This window comes from Lysobacter enzymogenes (assembly GCF_900106525.1).
Lineage (GTDB): Bacteria > Pseudomonadota > Gammaproteobacteria > Xanthomonadales > Xanthomonadaceae > Lysobacter > Lysobacter enzymogenes.
Genome location: NZ_FNOG01000003.1, coordinates 345,811 through 362,968 on the forward strand (window position 1 = coordinate 345,811; position 17,158 = coordinate 362,968).

The 17,158-nt window shown below is 71.3% G+C and carries 14 protein-coding genes; 3 read left to right on the plus strand and 11 right to left on the minus strand.

Annotation, left to right across the window (positions count from 1 at the left end; genetic code table 11):
* Window positions 1-105: 105 nt before the first annotated feature.
* Window positions 106-1,116 (minus strand): TraB/GumN family protein, encoded by a 1,011-nt coding sequence (locus BLU84_RS09335; protein ID WP_074865619.1) that lies wholly within the window; start codon window positions 1,114-1,116, stop codon window positions 106-108.
* A gap of 319 nt (window positions 1,117-1,435) precedes the next feature.
* Between BLU84_RS09335 and BLU84_RS09340 the strand changes: the two genes are divergently transcribed.
* From BLU84_RS09340 to BLU84_RS09350, 3 genes are read left to right on the plus strand one after another with little or no spacing between them, the layout of a single operon-like run.
* On the plus strand, window positions 1,436-1,822 hold the full coding sequence (locus BLU84_RS09340; RefSeq protein ID WP_211664514.1) for a hypothetical protein: 387 nt from the start codon (window positions 1,436-1,438) through the stop codon (window positions 1,820-1,822).
* Window positions 1,823-1,835: 13 nt separating this feature from the next.
* The gene (locus BLU84_RS09345; RefSeq protein ID WP_074865621.1) at window positions 1,836-3,428 is read left to right on the plus strand and encodes a PepSY-associated TM helix domain-containing protein; all 1,593 of its coding nucleotides are present in this window, start codon (window positions 1,836-1,838) and stop codon (window positions 3,426-3,428) included.
* Window positions 3,429-3,441: 13 nt separating this feature from the next.
* Window positions 3,442-3,774 (plus strand): DUF3325 domain-containing protein, encoded by a 333-nt coding sequence (locus BLU84_RS09350; RefSeq protein WP_074865624.1) that lies wholly within the window; start codon window positions 3,442-3,444, stop codon window positions 3,772-3,774.
* A 207-nt stretch (window positions 3,775-3,981) separates the two neighbouring features.
* Here BLU84_RS09350 and dxs read toward each other — a convergent pair whose 3' ends face one another.
* The 10 genes from dxs to BLU84_RS27490 form a co-directional block, all read right to left on the minus strand.
* The gene (dxs, locus tag BLU84_RS09355; protein ID WP_074865627.1) at window positions 3,982-5,892 is read right to left on the minus strand and encodes a 1-deoxy-D-xylulose-5-phosphate synthase; all 1,911 of its coding nucleotides are present in this window, start codon (window positions 5,890-5,892) and stop codon (window positions 3,982-3,984) included.
* A 228-nt stretch (window positions 5,893-6,120) separates the two neighbouring features.
* The gene (locus BLU84_RS27485) at window positions 6,121-7,317 is read right to left on the minus strand and encodes a hypothetical protein (RefSeq protein ID WP_211664515.1); all 1,197 of its coding nucleotides are present in this window, start codon (window positions 7,315-7,317) and stop codon (window positions 6,121-6,123) included.
* A 142-nt stretch (window positions 7,318-7,459) separates the two neighbouring features.
* Window positions 7,460-7,972, minus strand: a complete 513-nt coding sequence (locus BLU84_RS09365) for an HNH endonuclease (protein WP_425479354.1) — start codon at window positions 7,970-7,972, stop codon at window positions 7,460-7,462.
* Window positions 7,973-8,310: 338 nt separating this feature from the next.
* Window positions 8,311-8,676, minus strand: coding sequence for a hypothetical protein (locus BLU84_RS09370; RefSeq protein ID WP_139174860.1), 366 nt, complete (start codon window positions 8,674-8,676; stop codon window positions 8,311-8,313).
* 71 nt (window positions 8,677-8,747) lie between these two features.
* Window positions 8,748-10,538 carry an acyl-CoA dehydrogenase C-terminal domain-containing protein gene (locus tag BLU84_RS09375; protein WP_074865636.1) on the minus strand — a complete coding sequence of 597 codons (1,791 nt, stop codon included), beginning with the start codon at window positions 10,536-10,538 and terminating at the stop codon, window positions 8,748-8,750.
* Window positions 10,539-10,647: 109 nt separating this feature from the next.
* Window positions 10,648-11,130 carry an LEA/WHy family protein gene (locus BLU84_RS09380; protein WP_074865639.1) on the minus strand — a complete coding sequence of 161 codons (483 nt, stop codon included), beginning with the start codon at window positions 11,128-11,130 and terminating at the stop codon, window positions 10,648-10,650.
* A 329-nt stretch (window positions 11,131-11,459) separates the two neighbouring features.
* On the minus strand, window positions 11,460-12,107 hold the full coding sequence (locus BLU84_RS09385; protein ID WP_074865643.1) for a response regulator: 648 nt from the start codon (window positions 12,105-12,107) through the stop codon (window positions 11,460-11,462).
* A 43-nt stretch (window positions 12,108-12,150) separates the two neighbouring features.
* Window positions 12,151-12,867 (minus strand): sensor histidine kinase, encoded by a 717-nt coding sequence (locus tag BLU84_RS09390; protein WP_074865645.1) that lies wholly within the window; start codon window positions 12,865-12,867, stop codon window positions 12,151-12,153.
* Complete coding sequence (locus BLU84_RS09395) at window positions 12,864-16,217, minus strand: serine/threonine-protein kinase (RefSeq protein WP_233431106.1); 3,354 nt, start codon at window positions 16,215-16,217, stop codon at window positions 12,864-12,866. The genes BLU84_RS09390 and BLU84_RS09395 overlap by 4 nt, the downstream gene beginning before the upstream one ends.
* Window positions 16,214-17,134 (minus strand): GAF domain-containing protein, encoded by a 921-nt coding sequence (locus BLU84_RS27490; RefSeq protein WP_232518447.1) that lies wholly within the window; start codon window positions 17,132-17,134, stop codon window positions 16,214-16,216. The genes BLU84_RS09395 and BLU84_RS27490 overlap by 4 nt, the downstream gene beginning before the upstream one ends.
* Window positions 17,135-17,158 lie beyond the last annotated feature (24 nt).

Here is a 17,158-nt window from a genome sequence, read left to right on the forward strand (position 1 = left end):
CTGCGGGGTAGCCGGTTGCGTCGTAGGCGAGATGTCGCGGTCGCGGCTTGCGCCGCTCCTACAGGGAGCGGCCGGGGTTTCGATTCAGATGAGCCGCATCGACGCTCAAGGATCCTCGACGGTATAGCCCGCCGCGCGCAAACGGTCGAGCAAGCCGCCGTTTTCCAGCAGGTCCGACACCGGCAGCGAGGCGAAGGTGCTGTTGTTCTTGGCGATGGCTTCTTCCGCCACCGCCAGCCAGTTCGCGCTCACGCGCTGGCGCAGGTCGCCCAGGTTGAGGCGGCGGGCCACGCCGGTCGCGGCCAGCGCTTCCAGGCAGATGCGGTATTGGTCGCCCTGCGGCAGCGTGCGCAGGGTGGCGATGTCGCCGATCGCCCAGGCGTTGCCGCGCGCGCGCATCGCTTCCAGGTCGGTCTCGATGCGCGAGAGGGTCTTGGCGAAGCACTCGCGGTCGTCCATCGCGCTGTCGGCGAATTCCTTGAGCGTGGCCTTGGGGTCGTCGATCTTGAGCGTGACCCGCGCCTCGGTCACCGGCACGCCGTGCTGCTTGGCGGCTTTCTCCACCACCGGCTGGACCACGCCCTTGAGCGACATTCCCGATTGCTTGATCGCCGCTTCGTAGAGCTCCTGCGCGGCGAAGATCGGCCGCCATTTCTCCACCCCGCCGTCGCGGCCGATGTAGCGCGCCTTGAGCACGCTCCAGCGCGCGTACAAGTCGGCCGGCACCACTTCGTCCAGGGTCTTGCCGTCCGGGTTCTTGCGCGCCTTCAGCGCGGTGGGGATCAGCATCATGGTGCGGAACATGCCCAGCTCGGTGCCGAGGCTGACCGAGGGCGGGGCGATGACTTCCTGCGAATCGGCGATGGTCGCCTCGACCTGGCGCGACAGCCAGGTCATGTCCTTGGGCAACGGGGTGACCGTGCCGAGGATCCACAGCACGTGGCCGCCGCGCATCACTTTCCACAGGCCGGGGCCGGGCTGTTCGCCGGTGACCACCAGGGTGTCCATGTCGCGGATGTCGCCGGCGGGCGGCGTCGGCGTCGCGGCGGGCGGCGTCTGCGCCGAGGCGGCCGGCAGCAGCGCCAGCAGGGCGAGGGCGGTGAGGGCGCGGCGCATCCTTGGCGTTCCTGAAGAGGGGGAGTGGGGGCAGGCAGGCGTGGCGGATCGTAGCCGGTCCGCGCCGTCGCCGGTGTGCGCATCTGTAACACGTTGCGGCGTCTGCGCGGTGTCGGTTTGGCGGATTGGCTGGCCGGTCCTGGTTTGCAAATGAGAACTATTGCCAACTAGACTGAGCGGGACCGGCGCGCCCGGGGCGGGCGATCCCGCCCGGCCGCGCCACCCGATCCGATCCACGGCTGTCCCTTGCTCCGTGCCCGTTCCAGACGTTCCGGCTCCCGGCAGGACGCCGCCGGCCGTTCTCACCGCCCAAGCCGCCATGACGCAAAGCTCCGCCCCCACGGCCGTCGCGACCGCCGGCCCCGACCCGCGCGCATCGGTACGCAAGCCGCGCGCGGCGCTGTCGTGGCGCTATCGCGGCGAAGTCGCGGCGCGCGCGTTCGCGGCGGTCGTGATCGGCTATTTCGTCGCCTACGGCTTCGCCGCGTTCTTCAGCATGGCGTTGCCGTTCGCGCGCGTGGACAGCGTGATCGCGGCGAGCTTGCTGAGCTTCTTCGTGTGGTGCGCGGCGGCGATGTACGCCTTCGCCGCGCGCAGCGCCTGGCGCGCGTGCTGGGCGCCGGCGGCGGTCGCGGCGTTGTTGCTGGGCGCGGCCAAGCTGTGCGGCGCGGTCGCGCTGTTCCCCGCCATGACGCCGACGAGCTGAGGCGGGAGGTCCGATGAAAAACACTTTCTCGCAAGCGATGGCGTGGCTGCACACCTGGGCCGGATTGGTGATCGGCTGGCTGCTGTTCGTGATCTTCGTCGGCGGCACCATCGCCTGCTTCGACAAGGAACTCACCCACTGGATGCAGCCGGCCCTGCACGGCCACGAGCGCAGCGCCGACAGCGTCGACCTGGACGCGGCGATGGCGCAGCTGCAGAAGGTGTCGAAGGAACACCCGCACGCCTACTACATCACCTTGCCCGGCGAGCGCAGCAAGTCGCTGCAGGGCGGGGTGTATTACGACCTCGGCGATCCGGACCTGTTCAACCTCGATCCGGCCACCGGCAAGCAGATTCCCGAGACCGCCGGCGGCGAGTTCTTCTTCACTCTGCACTTCAACCTGCATTCGCCGACCTGGGGCATGTATATCGTCGGCCTGGCCGGCATGTTCATGCTGATCGCGATCTTCACCGGCATCGTGATCCACAAGCGCATCTTCAAGGACTTCTTCACCTTCCGCCCGAAAAACGGCGGCCAGCGCGCGTGGCTGGACGGGCACAACCTCACCGGCGTGCTCGGCCTGCCGTTCCATCTGATGATCGCCTACACGGGCGTGGCGATCTTCGTCGCCAACTACATGCCGGCCGGCTTGTTCGCCGCGTTCAACGGCGACACCGAGAAGTTCTTCGTCGAGGCCGCCGACAGCTACGAACGCCCGGAAACCGGCAAGCCGCTGAAGACGATCCACTCCATCGACGCGCTGATCAAGGACGCGCGCGCGCGCCTGGGCCAGCCGGTGACCTGGGTCAGCGTGCACCATCCCGACGACACCAGCGCGACGATCTCCTTCGGCGGCGACCACAGCAAGGATGTGGCCTGGAACTTCCGCCAGGCGTTCTACGACGCCAACGACGGCCGTTTCCTGCACGTCAGCGGGCCGATGGCGGCCGGCTACCAGACCTACACCTTCATCGGCGGCATGCACATGGCGCAGTGGGGCGGCAGCGCGCTGCGCTGGCTGTACTTCGTCATGGGCATCGCCGGCTGCGTGATGATCGCCAGCGGCATGCAGGTGTGGGTCAGCAAGCGCGCCAAGAAGATCGCCGAAGCGGGCAGCCTGTCGGGCTACGGCCTGGTGCAGGCGCTGAACCTGGGCGTGGTCGGCGGCCTGCCGCTGGCGAGCGCGGCGATGGTGATCGGCAACCGCCTGATCCCGGCCGATGCGGCCGCGCGGTCCAGCGCCGAGATCACCGTGTTCTGCGCGGTGTGGATCGCCGCAACCTTGTACGCGGCGATTCCGGCCGTGCACAAGCGCGGCTGGGGCCAGTTCTTCGCGCTCAACGCGGCCGCGTTCGCGCTGGTGCCGCTGGTCAATTTCGCCACCGCGCCGAACAGCCATTTGGTCGCGACGATCGCGCGCGGCGACTGGACGCTGGCGGCGGTGGACCTGACCGCGTTCGCGCTGGCGGCGGGCTTCGCGCTGCTGGCGCGGCACAGTTTCGTCAAGGCGCGGCAGCCGGCGCCGCAACGCAAGCCGCGGCGCGAGCGCGCCGGCGGCAGCGGCGGCGAACCTTCCGGCGGCAAGCCGGCGTTGGCGGATCGCTGAGGAGCGCGCATCGATGCTTTGGTTGGGAGTGTGTCTGGGTATTGCGGCGTGGTGCCTGCTGAGCCTGGGATTGGAGAAGCACCATCAGCACGTGTTCGCCGGCGCGTTCCGCCCGGCGCGCGCGCGTGCGCTGCGCGGCGCCGGCTGGGCGCTGCTGGCGCTGGACTTCGGCCTGTTCGTCTACGGCTGGGGCTGGGCGCAGGGGCCGATCTTCTGGACCGCGGCGCTGATCGTGTCGGCGCTGGCGTGGACCTTGTTGATGACGATGGCGCCGAAGGCGAGTGCGAAGGTCGCGGCGGCTGCCTTGTTGAGCGCGTTCGTGGCGATGCCGTTGTGGGTCGGGTGATCGCGACAGCGGCTATTGCGGCAGGGATCTTTGTGGGAGGGACTTCAGTCCCGATGCTCTCCGCTCCGATCGCCTGATTGCCCGATTGCCCGATTGCCCGGCGACCCGACAGAAAAGCGTCGGGGCTGAAGCCCCTCCCACAAACGCTTACCCCCAAAAACCAAAACGCCCGGCGCGAAGCCGGGCGTTTTGCGTTGCAGCGTTCGCTCAACCCGCCGCGGACTGCGGCGCCGGTTGCGCCGCCAACGCCGGCCAGCGCTTGAGCACGCTGGCGCGGATCGAGGCCGCGTCCAGCCCGGCTTCGGCCAGCAACTGCTCGCGGCTGGCGTGGTGCTGGAACTCGTCCGGCAGGCCCAGGTGCAGCACCGGCAATACGATGCCCTCGGCCGCCAGCAGCTCGGCCACGCCGCTGCCGGCGCCGCCGGCGACGACGTTGTCTTCCAGGGTCACGAAGCCTTCGTGGCTCTTGGCCAGTTCCAGGATCAAGGCGCGGTCCAGCGGTTTGACGAAGCGCATGTTGACCAGGGTCAGCCCCAGTTCGGCGGCGACCTGTTCGGCCGCCGGCACGATCGCGCCGAACGCGAGCAGGGCGATGCGCTTGCCGCTGCGGCGCAGCTCGGCCTTGCCGATCGGCAAAGTGTCGAGGTTCGGCTGGATCGCCGCGCCCGGGCCGGTGCCGCGCGGATAGCGCACCGCGGCCGGGCCGGAGTACTGGAAGCCGGTCGACAGCATCTTGCGGCACTCGTCCTCGTCGGCCGGCGCCATCACCACCATGTTCGGCACGCAGCGCAGGAACGACAGATCGAGGTTGCCGGCATGGGTGGCGCCGTCCGGGCCGACCACGCCGCCGCGGTCGATCGCGAACATGACGTCGAGATTCTGGATCGCCACGTCGTGCACGAGCTGGTCGTAGCCGCGCTGCAGGAAGGTCGAGTAGATCGCCACCACCGGCTTGGCGCCTTCGATCGCCATGCCCGCGCCGAGCGTCACCGCGTGCTGCTCGGCGATGGCCACGTCGAAATAGCGCTGCGGGTATTCCTTGCTGAAGCGCACCAGGCCCGAGCCTTCGCGCATCGCCGGAGTGATGCCCATCAGGCGTTCGTCGGCGGCGGCCATGTCGCACAGCCACTCGCTGAAGACGTCGGTGTAGGTCGGCTTCTTGGCGCCGGGCTTGCTGATCAGGCCCTTTTCCGGATCGAACGGGCCGACCGCGTGATAGCCGATCTGGTCGCCCTCGGCGAGCTCGTAGCCCTTGCCCTTGGTGGTGATGATGTGCAGCAACTGCGGGCCCTTGAGGCCCTTGAGCGTCTTCATCGCGCTCAGCAGCGCCGGCAGGTCGTGGCCGTCGATCGGGCCGGTGTAGTGGAAGCCGACTTCCTCGAAGAAGGTCGAGGGCACGAACATGCCCTTCCAATGCTCTTCCCAACGACGCACGAACTTGGCCGCGGGCTTGCGCTTGTCGCCGAGCAGCTTCTTGCCGCCTTCGCGGATCGCGTTGAGGGTGCGGCTGCTGGTGAGGCGGCCGAGCATCTTGGTGACGCCGCCGACGTTCTCGGAGATCGACATCTGGTTGTCGTTGAGGATCACCAGCAGGTTCGGCTCGGGATCGCTCATGCCGCCGGCGTGGGCCAGCGCCTCGAACGCCATGCCGGCGGTCATCGCGCCGTCGCCGATCACCGCCACCACCTTGCGCTCGTCGCCGCGGCGCTGCAGCGCCACCGCCATGCCCAGCGCGGCCGAGATCGACGTCGAGCTGTGGCCGACGCCGAGGGTGTCGTACTCGGATTCGTCGCGCTTGGGGAACGGCGCGACGCCGTCCTTCTGCTTGACCGTGTGGATGCTGTCGCGACGGCCGGTGAGGATCTTGTGCGGGTAGCTCTGATGGCCGACGTCCCAGACCAGGCGGTCGACGGGCGTTTCGTACAGCCAGTGCAGGGCGACGGTCAGCTCGATCACGCCGAGCCCGGCGCCGAAATGGCCGCCGACGAGGGCGACCTGCTCGATCAAATAGGCGCGCAATTCCTCGGCGATCGCCGGCAGTTCCTCTTCCGGAAAGCGGCGCAGGTCGGCGGGGACCTGAATACGGGAAAGACGCGGGTAGCGCTGCGAATCGATCATTACGACCACTGGCGTTCAGCTGGTCGAGCATTGTCCCGCCGACGTGTGAGGCGGGCAAGAAGTGTGACGGTTCGTGGTTCAGGCAGGTGCCTGCGGCCAGATTCGGTCAGGCCCGGACGCGAAGCCGGTCACAACGGCATTGGCGGCCGTAGCGCGCCGATGGCGCACGTTGGCCGGCGTTCGCCGCAGAGCCCCGGCCGAGGCTCTGCGACGCCCGGACGCAGCCGCTCAGCGGCCGCGCAGACGCCCGAACAGCCCGCCGGACTTGGCCTGCTCGGCCGGCGGCGGATCGCCCTCGGCCTCGGCGAAGCCGGTGGCGAGGTTGGCGTTGATGAAATCGGCGACCTCGGGCTCGGTCACGCCGCTGGCTTCGGCGATCTCGGCCAGGTGCGCGGGGCCTTTCATCATCACCGTGGCGATGCGGAAGTGCTTGGGGTATTCGCGCTCGGTCTGCGGCCACTTGGTCATGCGGTAGCGGCGTGCGGCGTCGTAGCCCGGCGCGAGGCGGCCGCGGCCGGCGAGCAGGTTGCCGAACCATACCAGCCGCGCCAGCGGCATCGGCGCGCCCATCTGCGCGGCGGCGGCGTCCCACTGCGCCGCCGGCAGCAGTTCGAATTCGGACGAGGCGAAGCCGCGCTCGAACAGCACCGCCAGCGGCTTGAGCGCCGCCGGGCCGTGGTAGCGGCGCTGGTCGGCGTCGATCAGCAGGCGTTCTTCGCCGCTGCCCACGCGCAGCAGGCCGCGCAGGCGGCCGGGTACCAGCCAGTCGAGCAGGCCGTCGCCGCTGGCGGTGACGCCGGGCGCGGCCGGCGCGGGGGCGGCGGCTTGCGGTTGTGCCGGGGCCGCGGCGGGAGCCGGCGTCGGTGCGGGCGCGGCAGGAGCCGGCGCAGCGGCAACTGCCGGTGCGGGCGTCGCGACCGCCGCAGCGGGCGCGGCCGGCGCAGGCGCAGGCGCAGCAGGTGCAGGAGCCGGCGCAGCCGCCTTGGCCTGGGCCAGGTCGGTCTGCAACAGCTCCACCACCACGTCCGGCAGCGCCGCGGTCGGGTCGGTGCGCGGCTGCTGCGGAATCTCGACCGGCTTGGGCGCCGCGGGTGCTTCGGCCGCGCTCACCGGCTCACCGTTCTGGCCGGCGATTTCGCCGAGCAGGGCGGCGATCGAGTCGGCGCTGAAAGGATGTCCGAGCAGGAAGTCGGCCTGGGTGCGCTGGGCCGCGGTCAGCGCGATCACCGACTTGCCCGCAGCGTGCAGGCGCAGCCAGCTCATCGGTCCGTACATGCTGTCCATGTCGACTACGACGAAATCGGCCTGCGGTTCCGGGACCAAGGTCCAACGGCCTCCGAGACGGGCGTTGGCCACCTTGAAAGCGGTCTGCAGGGCAGACTCCGTCGCCGGGTCCATACCGGTCAGACCGAGGGTCAAAGGCATCGCGAATGTGTCCGTAAGTCGATGGCGACGAGTGTCCGGGACGACCGTAGTGTCGTCAACGAGCGCTTTGCGTCGCTTATGCGCGCACATCGGCACTTGAGCCAGGGCAGCGGCCGCGATACTGCGACCGCGTTCACGGCTTCTAGCCGCGCACGCGCGCGTTCTTCGGCAGCTGGTTCTTCAAGAACGCCATCTGGTCGGCCAGGATGTTCCTGTTCGACAGGATCAGGTGCTCGACCCAGCTCGGCCGGTACGGCACCGCCAGCAGCGGCATGCCGGCCTGCTGCGGGGTGCGGTTGCCCTTGCGCGAGTTGCAGGCGAAGCAGGCGGCGACCACGTTCTCCCACAGGTCGCGGCCGCCCTTGGACACCGGCACGACGTGATCGCGGGTGAGGTGCGGGCGGTGGAAGTCGTGGCCGCAGTACATGCACAGGTGGCCGTCGCGCGCGAACAGCGCGGCGTTGGTCAGCGCCGGGGTCGGGTCGAGCGCGCCGGGACGCGCGTGGCCGCGCGCGGCGACGATCGGGTGCAGCTCCAGCACGCTGCGCTCGCCGGTGAAGCGGTTGATGCCGCCGTGCACTTGCAGGCAGGGTTCGCCCAGGGTCCAGGCGACGGCGCCGCGCGCGTAGAGGCAGGCGGCGTCTTGCCAGTTCATCCAGTCGAGCACGCGCCCGTGCGCATCGAGCGACAGCAGCCGCACCGAGTTCAGTCGTTCAAGGGGGTTGCGCGGCACTGCGCGCGGCCCGGTCCAGGGCGAGTAGGGATCGCCGACACCGGAGACTTCCGGCTCACGCTGAAGCATTTCAGCGTGGGTTCCGGTGCGGACCAGGCGGATCTTCGCTCTATCGGTCTCCATCGGAGAATGAGCTTATACCCTGTCGGTTACATTTTGTGTAGACGCGGTGCGCCGCCGGTCAGTGCGCGAGCGGTCCGGGCGGCGCGCAATCCGGGCGCGCCGGGGCGGTTCGCGTCGGCCGCGACCGGCCCGGCCGATCAGCTGGAGGCGCTGAGATAGACGGTGTAGCGATCCGGACGCGATACGTCGACTTCGAGCTCGTACATCCAGTGCTCGATCTGGCTCTCGCAACGGCGATGGGCCTGTTGCGGGCGCGGAGCGAACCAGGGCGGATCGCCGTTCTGCGCCGCGCGCGCGCCGTCGTTGACCTCGCCGAGCTCGCAATGCAGCGCCGCCACCAGCGCCGGCAGTTGTTCCGGCGGCAGGTCGAAACGGTAGTACGCGGTCATCGTGCGCAATTGGTCGTCGATGTGCTCGCGCAGGTCGGTCGCGCCGGCCGGGATGGCGATGCGGCCGGGGAATTCGGTCAGCGGCGGCTGCGCCGAACAGGCGGCGAGGACCAACGCTGCCGCCGCGGTGGCGGCGAGGCTGCGAAGCCGCGATGCGGCCGTCTTCGCAGACTCGCCGCGGCGGATCACGCGTCGAAGCCTTCCGCCGCCAGCGCCATCAGCGGCGCGGTGCCGCTGTCGATCGCCGCCTTGTGCGCCTGGGTGCGCGGCAGCAGGCGGGCGAAGTAGAAGCGCGCGGTCTCGCGCTTGCCGTCCTTGAACGCCTGGCTCTGGCCCGAGGCCTCGGCCGCGGCGACGCTGCGCGCCCACCAATAAGCCAGGCACACGTAGCCCGAATAGAACAGGTAGTCGTAGGACGCCGCGCCGACCTCGTCGGCGTTGGCCGCCGCGCGCTTGCCGACCGACATGGTCAGCTGCAGCCATTCGCCCGCGGCCTTGCGCAGCGGCGCGACGAATTCGCTGACCGCTTCGTTGCTTTCGTTCTGCGCGCAGAAGGCTTCGATCTTGGCCAGCATCGTCTGCAGCCCGGCGCCCTGCAACTGCATGACCTTGCGGCCGAGCAGGTCCAGCGCCTGGATGCCGGTGGTGCCTTCGTACAAGGTGGTGATGCGCGCGTCGCGGGCGAGCTGCTCCATGCCGTGTTCGGCGATGTAGCCGTGGCCGCCGAAACACTGCAGCGCGTGGTAGGTGCATTCCACGCCCCATTCGGTCAGGCAGGCCTTGACGATCGGGGTCATGAAGCCGATCAGCGCATCGGCTTCGGCGCGTTCTTTCTCTTCCGGTGCGGCGTGGGCGATGTCGACCAGCAGCGCGGCGTCGTAGCCCATCGCGCGGCCGCCTTCGACCAGCGCCTTGCAGGTCAGCAGCATGCGCCGCACGTCGGGGTGGACGATGATCGGATCGGCCGGCAGCTCGGGGAACTTCGGGCCCGACAGCGCGCGCATCTGCAGGCGGTCGCGCGAGTAGCGCAGCGCATTCTGCAGCGCGCGATCGCTCAGCCCCAGGCCCTGCAGGCCGACCGCGAGGCGGGCGGTGTTCATCATCGTAAACATCGCCATCAGGCCCTTGTTCGGCTGCCCGATCAGATAGCCCTGGGCGCCGTCGAAGTTCATCACGCAAGTGGCCGAGCCGTGGATGCCCATCTTGTGCTCGAGGCTGCCGCAGCGCACCGCGTTGGCCTCGCCGACGCTGCCGTCGCGCGCGACCTTGACCTTGGGCACGATGAACAACGAGATGCCCTTGCTGCCGGCCGGGGCGTCCGGCAGGCGCGCGAGCACCAGGTGGATGATGTTGTCGGTGAGGTCGTGCTCGCCGGCGGTGATGAAGATCTTGGTGCCGCTGATCGAATAGCTGCCGTCGGCCTGCGGTTCCGCCTTGGTCTTGAGCAGGCCCAGGTCGGTGCCGCAATGCGGTTCGGTGAGGCACATGGTGCCGGTCCAGCGGCCTTCCACCAGCGGCTTGAGGAACACTTCCTGCTGCCATTCCTCACCGTGATGCAGCAACGCTTCGGTGGCGCCGTGCGAGAGCAGCGGGAAGTTGCCCCAGGCCAGGTTGGCCGCGTCGATCATTTCCTTGAGCGGCACGCCGGCCGCGTGCGGCAGGCCCTGGCCGCCGAACTTCGTTTCGGCGGTGAGGCCGGACCAGCCGCCGTCGACGAACTGGTCGTAGGCCTGCTTGAAGCCCGGCGGCGTGGTCACAGCGCCCGTGGCCTTGTCGTGCTTGCAGCCGATCTGGTCGCCCACGGCGTTGAGCGGGGCGAGCACGGTTTCGTTGAAGCGCGCGCCTTCTTCCAGCACCGCGTCGAGCACATCGCGGGTGGCGTCGGCATAACCCAGGCGCTGGAACTGCGCTTCGGCGCCGAGCACGTCGAACAGGACGAAACGCATGTCGTTGAGGGGGGCTTTGTAAGTGCTCATGGGCTCGTTCGGAAATGGAATAGGGAAGGGGGAATCGGAGCAGGAGGCGCGGGGCGAGAGGGAAACTCGGGAGAGACGGCTGCGGCCTGCTCTCGATTCCCTCCCGGCCTCAGCGCATCACGCCCGGCAATCCGGGCGCCGGGCTCAACGCGCTGCTGCGCTCGACCTGGAAGGTGCGCTGCTTGGCCTCGCTCGGGGTGGCGACGAGGTCGCCCTTGAGGCTGTAGTTGACGCTGCGGCCGCCGGCGAGCGCGTCGGCGATGGCGATCTTGGCGCCGCCGGCGGGCTTGAGCGCGAGGGTGACCACGTCGGCCGATTCCGGGCCGATCGATATCGCCGGCTGGGCCTGCAACTGGCCGGCGGCTTCTTCGCCGAGCTTGAGCTGCAGGTCGATGCGGTCGAACTGCATCGGGATGCTGCTGAAGTTCTCCAGGCGCAGGTCCACCGACCAACTGCCGTCGGCCTTGACCGTGAGCTGCTGGATGCGCGCGGCCGGCTCGGACACGCGCCGCACCGGACCGGACTTGCATGCCGCCAGCGCGGCCAGGACCAGCGCCGCACCCAACACCCGCACCCAGACCCCTGCCTTCATGCCGCCGCTCCGTTAAAACGCTTGTTGGGATCCCGAGGATACTACGGCGAATGGTGGGGCGGTCAGGGGGCGGGATGGCGGTTTTGGGACGGTGGGGGCGGGGCGCCGGGTGAGGGGGCGAGAGGGCGATAGCGGTCGTTGCCGCATCAGCGGGTTAGCGGGGCTCGCCGTAGTTGGGTTGGCGCGGTCGCGGCTTGCGCCGCTCCTACAGGGGCTGCGGCCGGTCCGTATCCGACTGTAGGAGCGGCGCAAGCCGCGACCGCGACACCTCAGTTACGACGACCGCCGCGCCGCAGCCGCGCATCGCGCAACGACCAACGCCCCGCACCTCAATCCACCAACCCCTTGCGCGAGGCATAACGCACCAGCTCCGCGCTGTTGCGCACATCGAGCTTGTCGAGCACCCGCGCGCGGTGGTTCTCCGCGGTCTTGACGCTGATCGTCAGGCGCCGGGCGATTTCCTTGGTGGTCAGGCCGTCGGCGATCAGGTGGAACACCTCGCGCTCGCGCGCGGTCAGGCGGCCGTAGGGATCGCCGAGGTCGCGTTCGGGATGGCGCAATTGCTCGGCCAGCGCGCGCGCCGCCTGCGGGCCGAAATAACCGCGGCCGGCGTGCACCTCGCGCACCGCCGCGAGCAGTTCCGCGGCGGGGCTGTCCTTGACCACGTAGCCGCTGGCGCCGGCGCGCACCGCCTGCAGGATGTACTCGTCTTCCTGGTGCATGGTCAGCACCAGCACGCGCGCGGCGGGCGCTTGTTCGCGCAGGCGGCGGACCACTTCCAGGCCGTTGAGGCCGGGCATCGACAGGTCGGTGACGACCACGTCCGGGCGCAGCTCCTGCGCGCGCTGCAAGGTTTCCTCGCCGTCGGCGGCCTGCGCCACGACATCGACGCCGGCGCCGCGCAACAGGCCGGCGAGGCTCTCGCGCACCATGGTGTGATCGTCGGCGATGAGCACGCGCACGTTGGGATCGGACATGGCCGCAGGGTGCGCGGGCGCGGCGCGGGGCGTCAAGCCGCGCTCAGGCATAGTCCAGCGGCACTCGCGCGCTCAGGCGCAGGCCCGCGCCCGGCGCGCTGGACAGGTCCAGGCGGCCGCCGTACAGGCGCAGGCGTTCGCGCATGCCGCTCAGGCCGTTGCCGCCGCTGGCCATCGCCGCGGCCGGGTCGCAGCCGCAGCCGTCGTCGCGCACTTGCAAGTGCAGTTCTTCGCCGCTGCGCTGCAGGCTCAGCCGGATCCGCCGCGCCTGGGCGTGGCGCGAGGCGTTGGCCAGCGCTTCCTGGGCGGTGCGGAACAGCAGGGTCTGCAGCTCGCCGTCGAGTTCGGGCAGCTCGCCCAGTTCCAGTTCGACCCGCGCGCCGCCGCGGCCGTCGTGGCTGCGCGCCAGCCAGCGCAGGGCCGAGGCCAGGCCGAGGTCGTCTAGGATCGGCGGGCGCAGCAGGCGCGAGAGTTCGCGCGTGTCTTCCAGGGTGTCGCCGCACAGCGCCAGCGCCTGGGCGAGGCCGTCGTGCAGCGCGGCCTGGGCCGGATCGAGCGCTGACTGCAGTTCGTGCAGGCGCAGCTTGAGCGCGGTGAGGTTCTGGCCGACGCCGTCGTGCAGATCGCGGGCGATGCGGCGGCGTTCGTCTTCCTGCACCCGCCACACCGCGCGGCCGAGGCGGCGGAATTCGCGTTCGTTGCGCTGCAGGCGTTGCAGCAGATCGCGATAGAGCGCGCGCAGTTCGGACGGGTCGCTCATGGCGCGGTCGCGGCGGCGCCGGTGGGTTGGGCGTTGGCCTGGGCGCGGGCCGGGTCGTAGCCGGCGCGCAAGGCCGGCGGCAGTTGTTCGCGCAGGCGCTCGCGCTCGGCCAGTGCGCGCGCGTCGCTGTCGGCGGCGTCGGCGGCGCGGCCCTGCGCGCGTTGCGCCTGCGCGGCCAGCGCGTACAGCGCGGCGGCTTCGAGATGATCGCCGCGGCGCAGCAGCGGCTGCGCGTCGCGATACGCGCGCAAGGCGGCGGCGCCGTCGCCGGCGGCGAGCGCCAGGCGCATGCGCGCGCCGGCGGCCTGCAGGCGCAGGCCGGTGTGGCCGAGCGCGGCGATGGCCTGCTCCAGCGTGGGGTCGAGGCGGCCGTCGGCTTCGGCGGCGTGCAACGCCACCTGCAATTGCAGCAGGCGCACGCCGGACTGCTCGGCCTCGCGCCGCGCCTGGGCCAGCGCGGCGCGTTCGCCGCTGCGGTCGCCGCCGCTGCGCGCCAGTTGCGCGCGCAGCAGCGCGGCGATGCCGCGTTGTTCGGAAGACGCGTGCGCCAGTTGTGGCGCCAGCGCATCGAGGCTCGCGCGCGCCTGCGCATCGGCGCGCGCGGCGGCCTGCGCCTGCGCGCGCAGCAGGCCGACGTCGGCCTGGCCGCGCGCGTCCTCGCGCTGGCGGAACAGCGCCGCGGCGGCATCGAGCTGCGCCAGTGCGGCGCCGATGCGGCCCTGCATCAGTTCCAACTCGCCGAGGTTGCGCCGCGCCACCGCGGCCTCTTCCATCATCTGCGCGGCCAGCGCGGCGTCGAGCGAGGCCTGCAGCGATTCGCGCGCCTGCGGCCACTGCCCGCGCGCGCTCGCCAGCAGGCCCAGGTTCTGCGCGGTGCGGACCTTGCCGGTCTCGTCGCCGAGCTTGGCGTAGGCCTCGCGCGACTGCACCAGATAGGCCTGGGCGTCGTCGTAGGCGCCGAGCTGGTAATGGGCGAAGCCGATGTCGTTGAGCGCCTGGGCGGTGCCGGCGGCGTCGCCGGCCTGCTGCCAGGCGGCCAGCGCGCGCCGGAACGCGGCCAGCGCGGCGGGGTAGTCGCCGCGTTCCTCGGCCAGCAGGCCGAGTTCGTTCTCGACCGCGGCCAGGCCGTGACGGTCGTCGAGCGCGGCGTAGAGTTCGCGCGCCTGATGCAGGCTGCGCGCGGCCTCGTCGAAACGGCCGGTGAGCACCAGCACATTGCCCAGGTTGCGCAGGCTGGTCGCCAGCCCGCGTCGGTTGCCGACCGTGCGGCGCAGTTCCACCGCGTTGCGGTACTGATCGAGCGCGTGATCGTTCTGGCCCAAGCGGGCGTAGCCGATGCCGAGCGCGTTCTGGGTTTCGCCTTCGCCGTAGCGGTTGCCGCCGCGCCTGTACTGGACCAGGGCGCGGGTCAGATAGTCGTCGACGGCCGGTTGCGCCTGACCGTGCAGGATCGAAAACTTGCCCAGTTCGAACCAGGCGCGCGGGTCGTCGGGATCGCGCGCGGTCAGCGCGCGCAACTGCGCGATCGCCGCGGCCGCGTCGCCGCCGGCGCCGAGCGCGCGCGCCAGCGCGAGTTGCGCGTAGGCGTCGTCGGGCGCGGCCTGCGCGCGTTCGCGCCAGTACTTGGCGACGGCGTCGAAGTCGCCGTCGAGCGCGGCGCGTTCGGCGGCGAAGCGAGCGACGGCTACGGTGTCGCCGGCGGCGGCGCGTTCGCCGCGTTCCAGCGCCGCGTAGGCGGCGTCGCCGTCACCGGCGGCGTTGCGCGCTTCGGCCAGCGCGAGCCAGGCCGCGGCGAAGCCGGGCGCGGCGGCGGTGGCGCGTTCGAAGGCGGCGATGGCGGCGGCGAGGTCGCCGCTGTCGCGGGCGCGCAGGCCGCTGCCGTAGGGTTCGAGCGCGGACGCAGGCAGGAGTGCGGCCGCGGGCGTTCGCGTCGTCGCCGCGTCCGCGCCGGGCGCCGCGGCGAGGCCGAGCGCGCTGCGCAACTGCGGCTGCGCCAACAATGCTTCCAATGCCGCGGCCGGATCCGCGCCTTGCGCCGCGAATTCCTGGATCGCCCCGGCGTGCAGGCGCGCGCGCAGCCGCCACTGGGCGCCCTCGGGCGCGAGCGCGAAGGCGAGCACGCGGTCGGCGCGCGCCAGCCGCGCCAGTTGCGTCGCCGGCGGCGGCGCCGCGCCGCTGGGGTCGAGCTGGCGCAGCGCCTGCTGGCTGCGTTCGTCGTCGACCACGGTCGCGCCGCGCGCGGTCAGCGCCTGGCGCAGCGCGGCGGCGAGCGCGCGCGGGTAACCGGGTTCGGCGGCGGAGGCCGGCGCTGAGTCCAGCGGCACGATCAACAGACGATGTAACGGCGTCGCTGCGGGCGTCGCGCTCGCTGCCGACGCGCCGGCCGGCGATGCTGCCGGCCGCAGCGACCACGCCCCGGCCGCCGCCGCGGCGAGCGCGGCGGCGCCGGCCAGGCCGATCCAGGTGCGCCGGCCCGGCCGCCAATCGCGCGGCACGCGGCGGCGGTCGATCGCGGCGATCACCGCTCCGGCATCGGCCAGGCGATGCGCGGGTTGCGGGCGCAGCAGGCGGTCGATCAGCCGCACCAGCCACGCCGGCGTATCCGCGCGCAGCCGGTCCACCGGCGGCGGCGTGCGCAGCATGCGCTGGGCCAGCACTTCGCTGGCGGTGCCGCCGGCGAAGGGCATGCGCGCGGTCAGCATCTCGTGCAGGATCAGCCCGAGCGCGTACAAGTCGCTGCGCGCGTCGGCGCCTTCGCCGCGCGCCTGCTCGGGCGAAAGGTAATCCGGCGTGCCGACGATCGCGCCGGTCTGGGTCAGGCCGCTGCCGGCGAGCGAACGGGCTACGCCGAAGTCGGCGATCAGCGCATCGCCGTTGCGGTCGAGCAGCACGTTGGCGGGTTTCAGATCGCGATGGATCACCCCGCGCGCATGCGCCGCGGCCAGGCCTTCGGCGATCTGGCGGGCGATGCGCACGGCGTCGTCGACGGCCAGCGCGCCGTCGCGGTCCAGGCGCCGGTCCAGCGCTTCGCCGTCGATCCAGTCCATGCCGATCAGCCACTGGCCTTCGTGGCGGAACAGGTCGTGGATGCGCACCACGCGCGGGCTCGATACCTGGCGCGCGGTCAGCAGTTCCTGGCGGAAACGTTCGAACGCATCGCTGCGCGCGGCCAGTTCCGGGCGCAGCAGCTTGAGCGCGACCTGGATGTCCAGGGTGGTGTCGAAGGCGCGGTAGACCTCGCCCATGCCGCCCAGGCCGAGAAGGGTTTCGATGCGGAAGCGCCCGGCCAGCAGGCTGCCGGGGGCGAGGCCGCGACCCGCGTAGCGGCCGGTCGCGGTGGCGTCGGTCACGACGAGGTGGCCTGGGCGCCGACCACGCGGGCCCAGCGCAGCGGCGCGGATGCCGGTTCCAGCGCGTCGAAGGCGCGCTGCGCCAGCAGCCACAGCGCGGCGCTGTCGGCGAAGGCGGCGAGCAGTTCCAGGTCGAACTGGCTGATCGCCTCGCCGGCGCCGCGGCGGTCGGCGTAGACCGCGCCGAGCACGCGCCCGGCGTGCAGCAGCGGCAGGCACACCAGGCTTTGCAGGCCGCCGGTGACCACCGAGGAGCGCTGCGCCAGCCACGGATCGTCGTCGATCCAGTTCACCACCACCGGCTGGCGTTCGCGCAGGCAGCGCTGGACCGCGCCGACGCTGCCGGAGAAGGCGCGCGCGTTGAGGTCCTCGCGTTCCAGCGACAGGCTGGCCTGGACCAGGAAATCCTCGCCCTGGGCCAGCAGCACGAAGCCGCGGCTGCAGCCGGCCAGCTCGACCACGCCGCGCAGGATGTCGTCGGCCAGGCCGGCGCCGGCGGCGGCGACTTCCTCGGCCGGCGCGGGCGCGTCCGCGCCGCCGCCTTCCAGCCGCCGCGTCCACGCCGCCGACAGCGCGCGGCGTTCGCGCTCGCGTTCCTGCCAGGCGCGCGCTTCGGCGTCGTCGTGCAGCGAGAACTCGCACAGCACGTCGCCGAAGCGCAGCCAGCCTTCGCTGCGTTCGAGCAGGGCCTGGACGACCTGGATGCCGTCGACGTGCGAGCCGTTCTTGCTGCCCAGATCGAGCAGCCGCCAGCCCTCGTCGTCGTGGATCAGTTCGGCGTGCTGACGCGAAATGGAGGGATGGTCGATGCGCAGCTCGCACACGGGATCGCGGCCGATGCGCAAACGCGAACCGGCGGGGATCCATCGGCTGATGGCTGCGGCTTCGGGCGGGTAAACGATCAGGCGCGCCGGCATGGCCGCATCTTACGCGCAACTCCC

Bases quoted from the DNA above. Each gene is read 5' to 3' on its own strand.
- BLU84_RS09375 (WP_074865636.1), bottom strand. From the start codon at position 10,538: ATGAGCACTTACAAAGCCCCCCTCAACGACATGCGTTTCGTCCTGTTC.
- BLU84_RS27490 (WP_232518447.1), bottom strand. From the start codon at position 17,134: ATGCCGGCGCGCCTGATCGTTTACCCGCCCGAAGCCGCAGCCATCAGC.
- BLU84_RS09385 (WP_074865643.1), bottom strand. From the start codon at position 12,107: ATGTCCGATCCCAACGTGCGCGTGCTCATCGCCGACGATCACACCATG.
- BLU84_RS09335 (WP_074865619.1), bottom strand. From the start codon at position 1,116: ATGCGCCGCGCCCTCACCGCCCTCGCCCTGCTGGCGCTGCTGCCGGCC.
- BLU84_RS09350 (WP_074865624.1), top strand. From the start codon at position 3,442: ATGCTTTGGTTGGGAGTGTGTCTGGGTATTGCGGCGTGGTGCCTGCTG.
- dxs (WP_074865627.1), bottom strand. From the start codon at position 5,892: ATGATCGATTCGCAGCGCTACCCGCGTCTTTCCCGTATTCAGGTCCCC.
- BLU84_RS09365 (WP_425479354.1), bottom strand. From the start codon at position 7,972: ATGAACTGGCAAGACGCCGCCTGCCTCTACGCGCGCGGCGCCGTCGCC.
- BLU84_RS09390 (WP_074865645.1), bottom strand. From the start codon at position 12,867: ATGAGCGACCCGTCCGAACTGCGCGCGCTCTATCGCGATCTGCTGCAA.
- BLU84_RS09380 (WP_074865639.1), bottom strand. From the start codon at position 11,130: ATGAAGGCAGGGGTCTGGGTGCGGGTGTTGGGTGCGGCGCTGGTCCTG.
- BLU84_RS09340 (WP_211664514.1), top strand. From the start codon at position 1,436: ATGACGCAAAGCTCCGCCCCCACGGCCGTCGCGACCGCCGGCCCCGAC.
- BLU84_RS09345 (WP_074865621.1), top strand. From the start codon at position 1,836: ATGAAAAACACTTTCTCGCAAGCGATGGCGTGGCTGCACACCTGGGCC.
- BLU84_RS27485 (WP_211664515.1), bottom strand. From the start codon at position 7,317: ATGCCTTTGACCCTCGGTCTGACCGGTATGGACCCGGCGACGGAGTCT.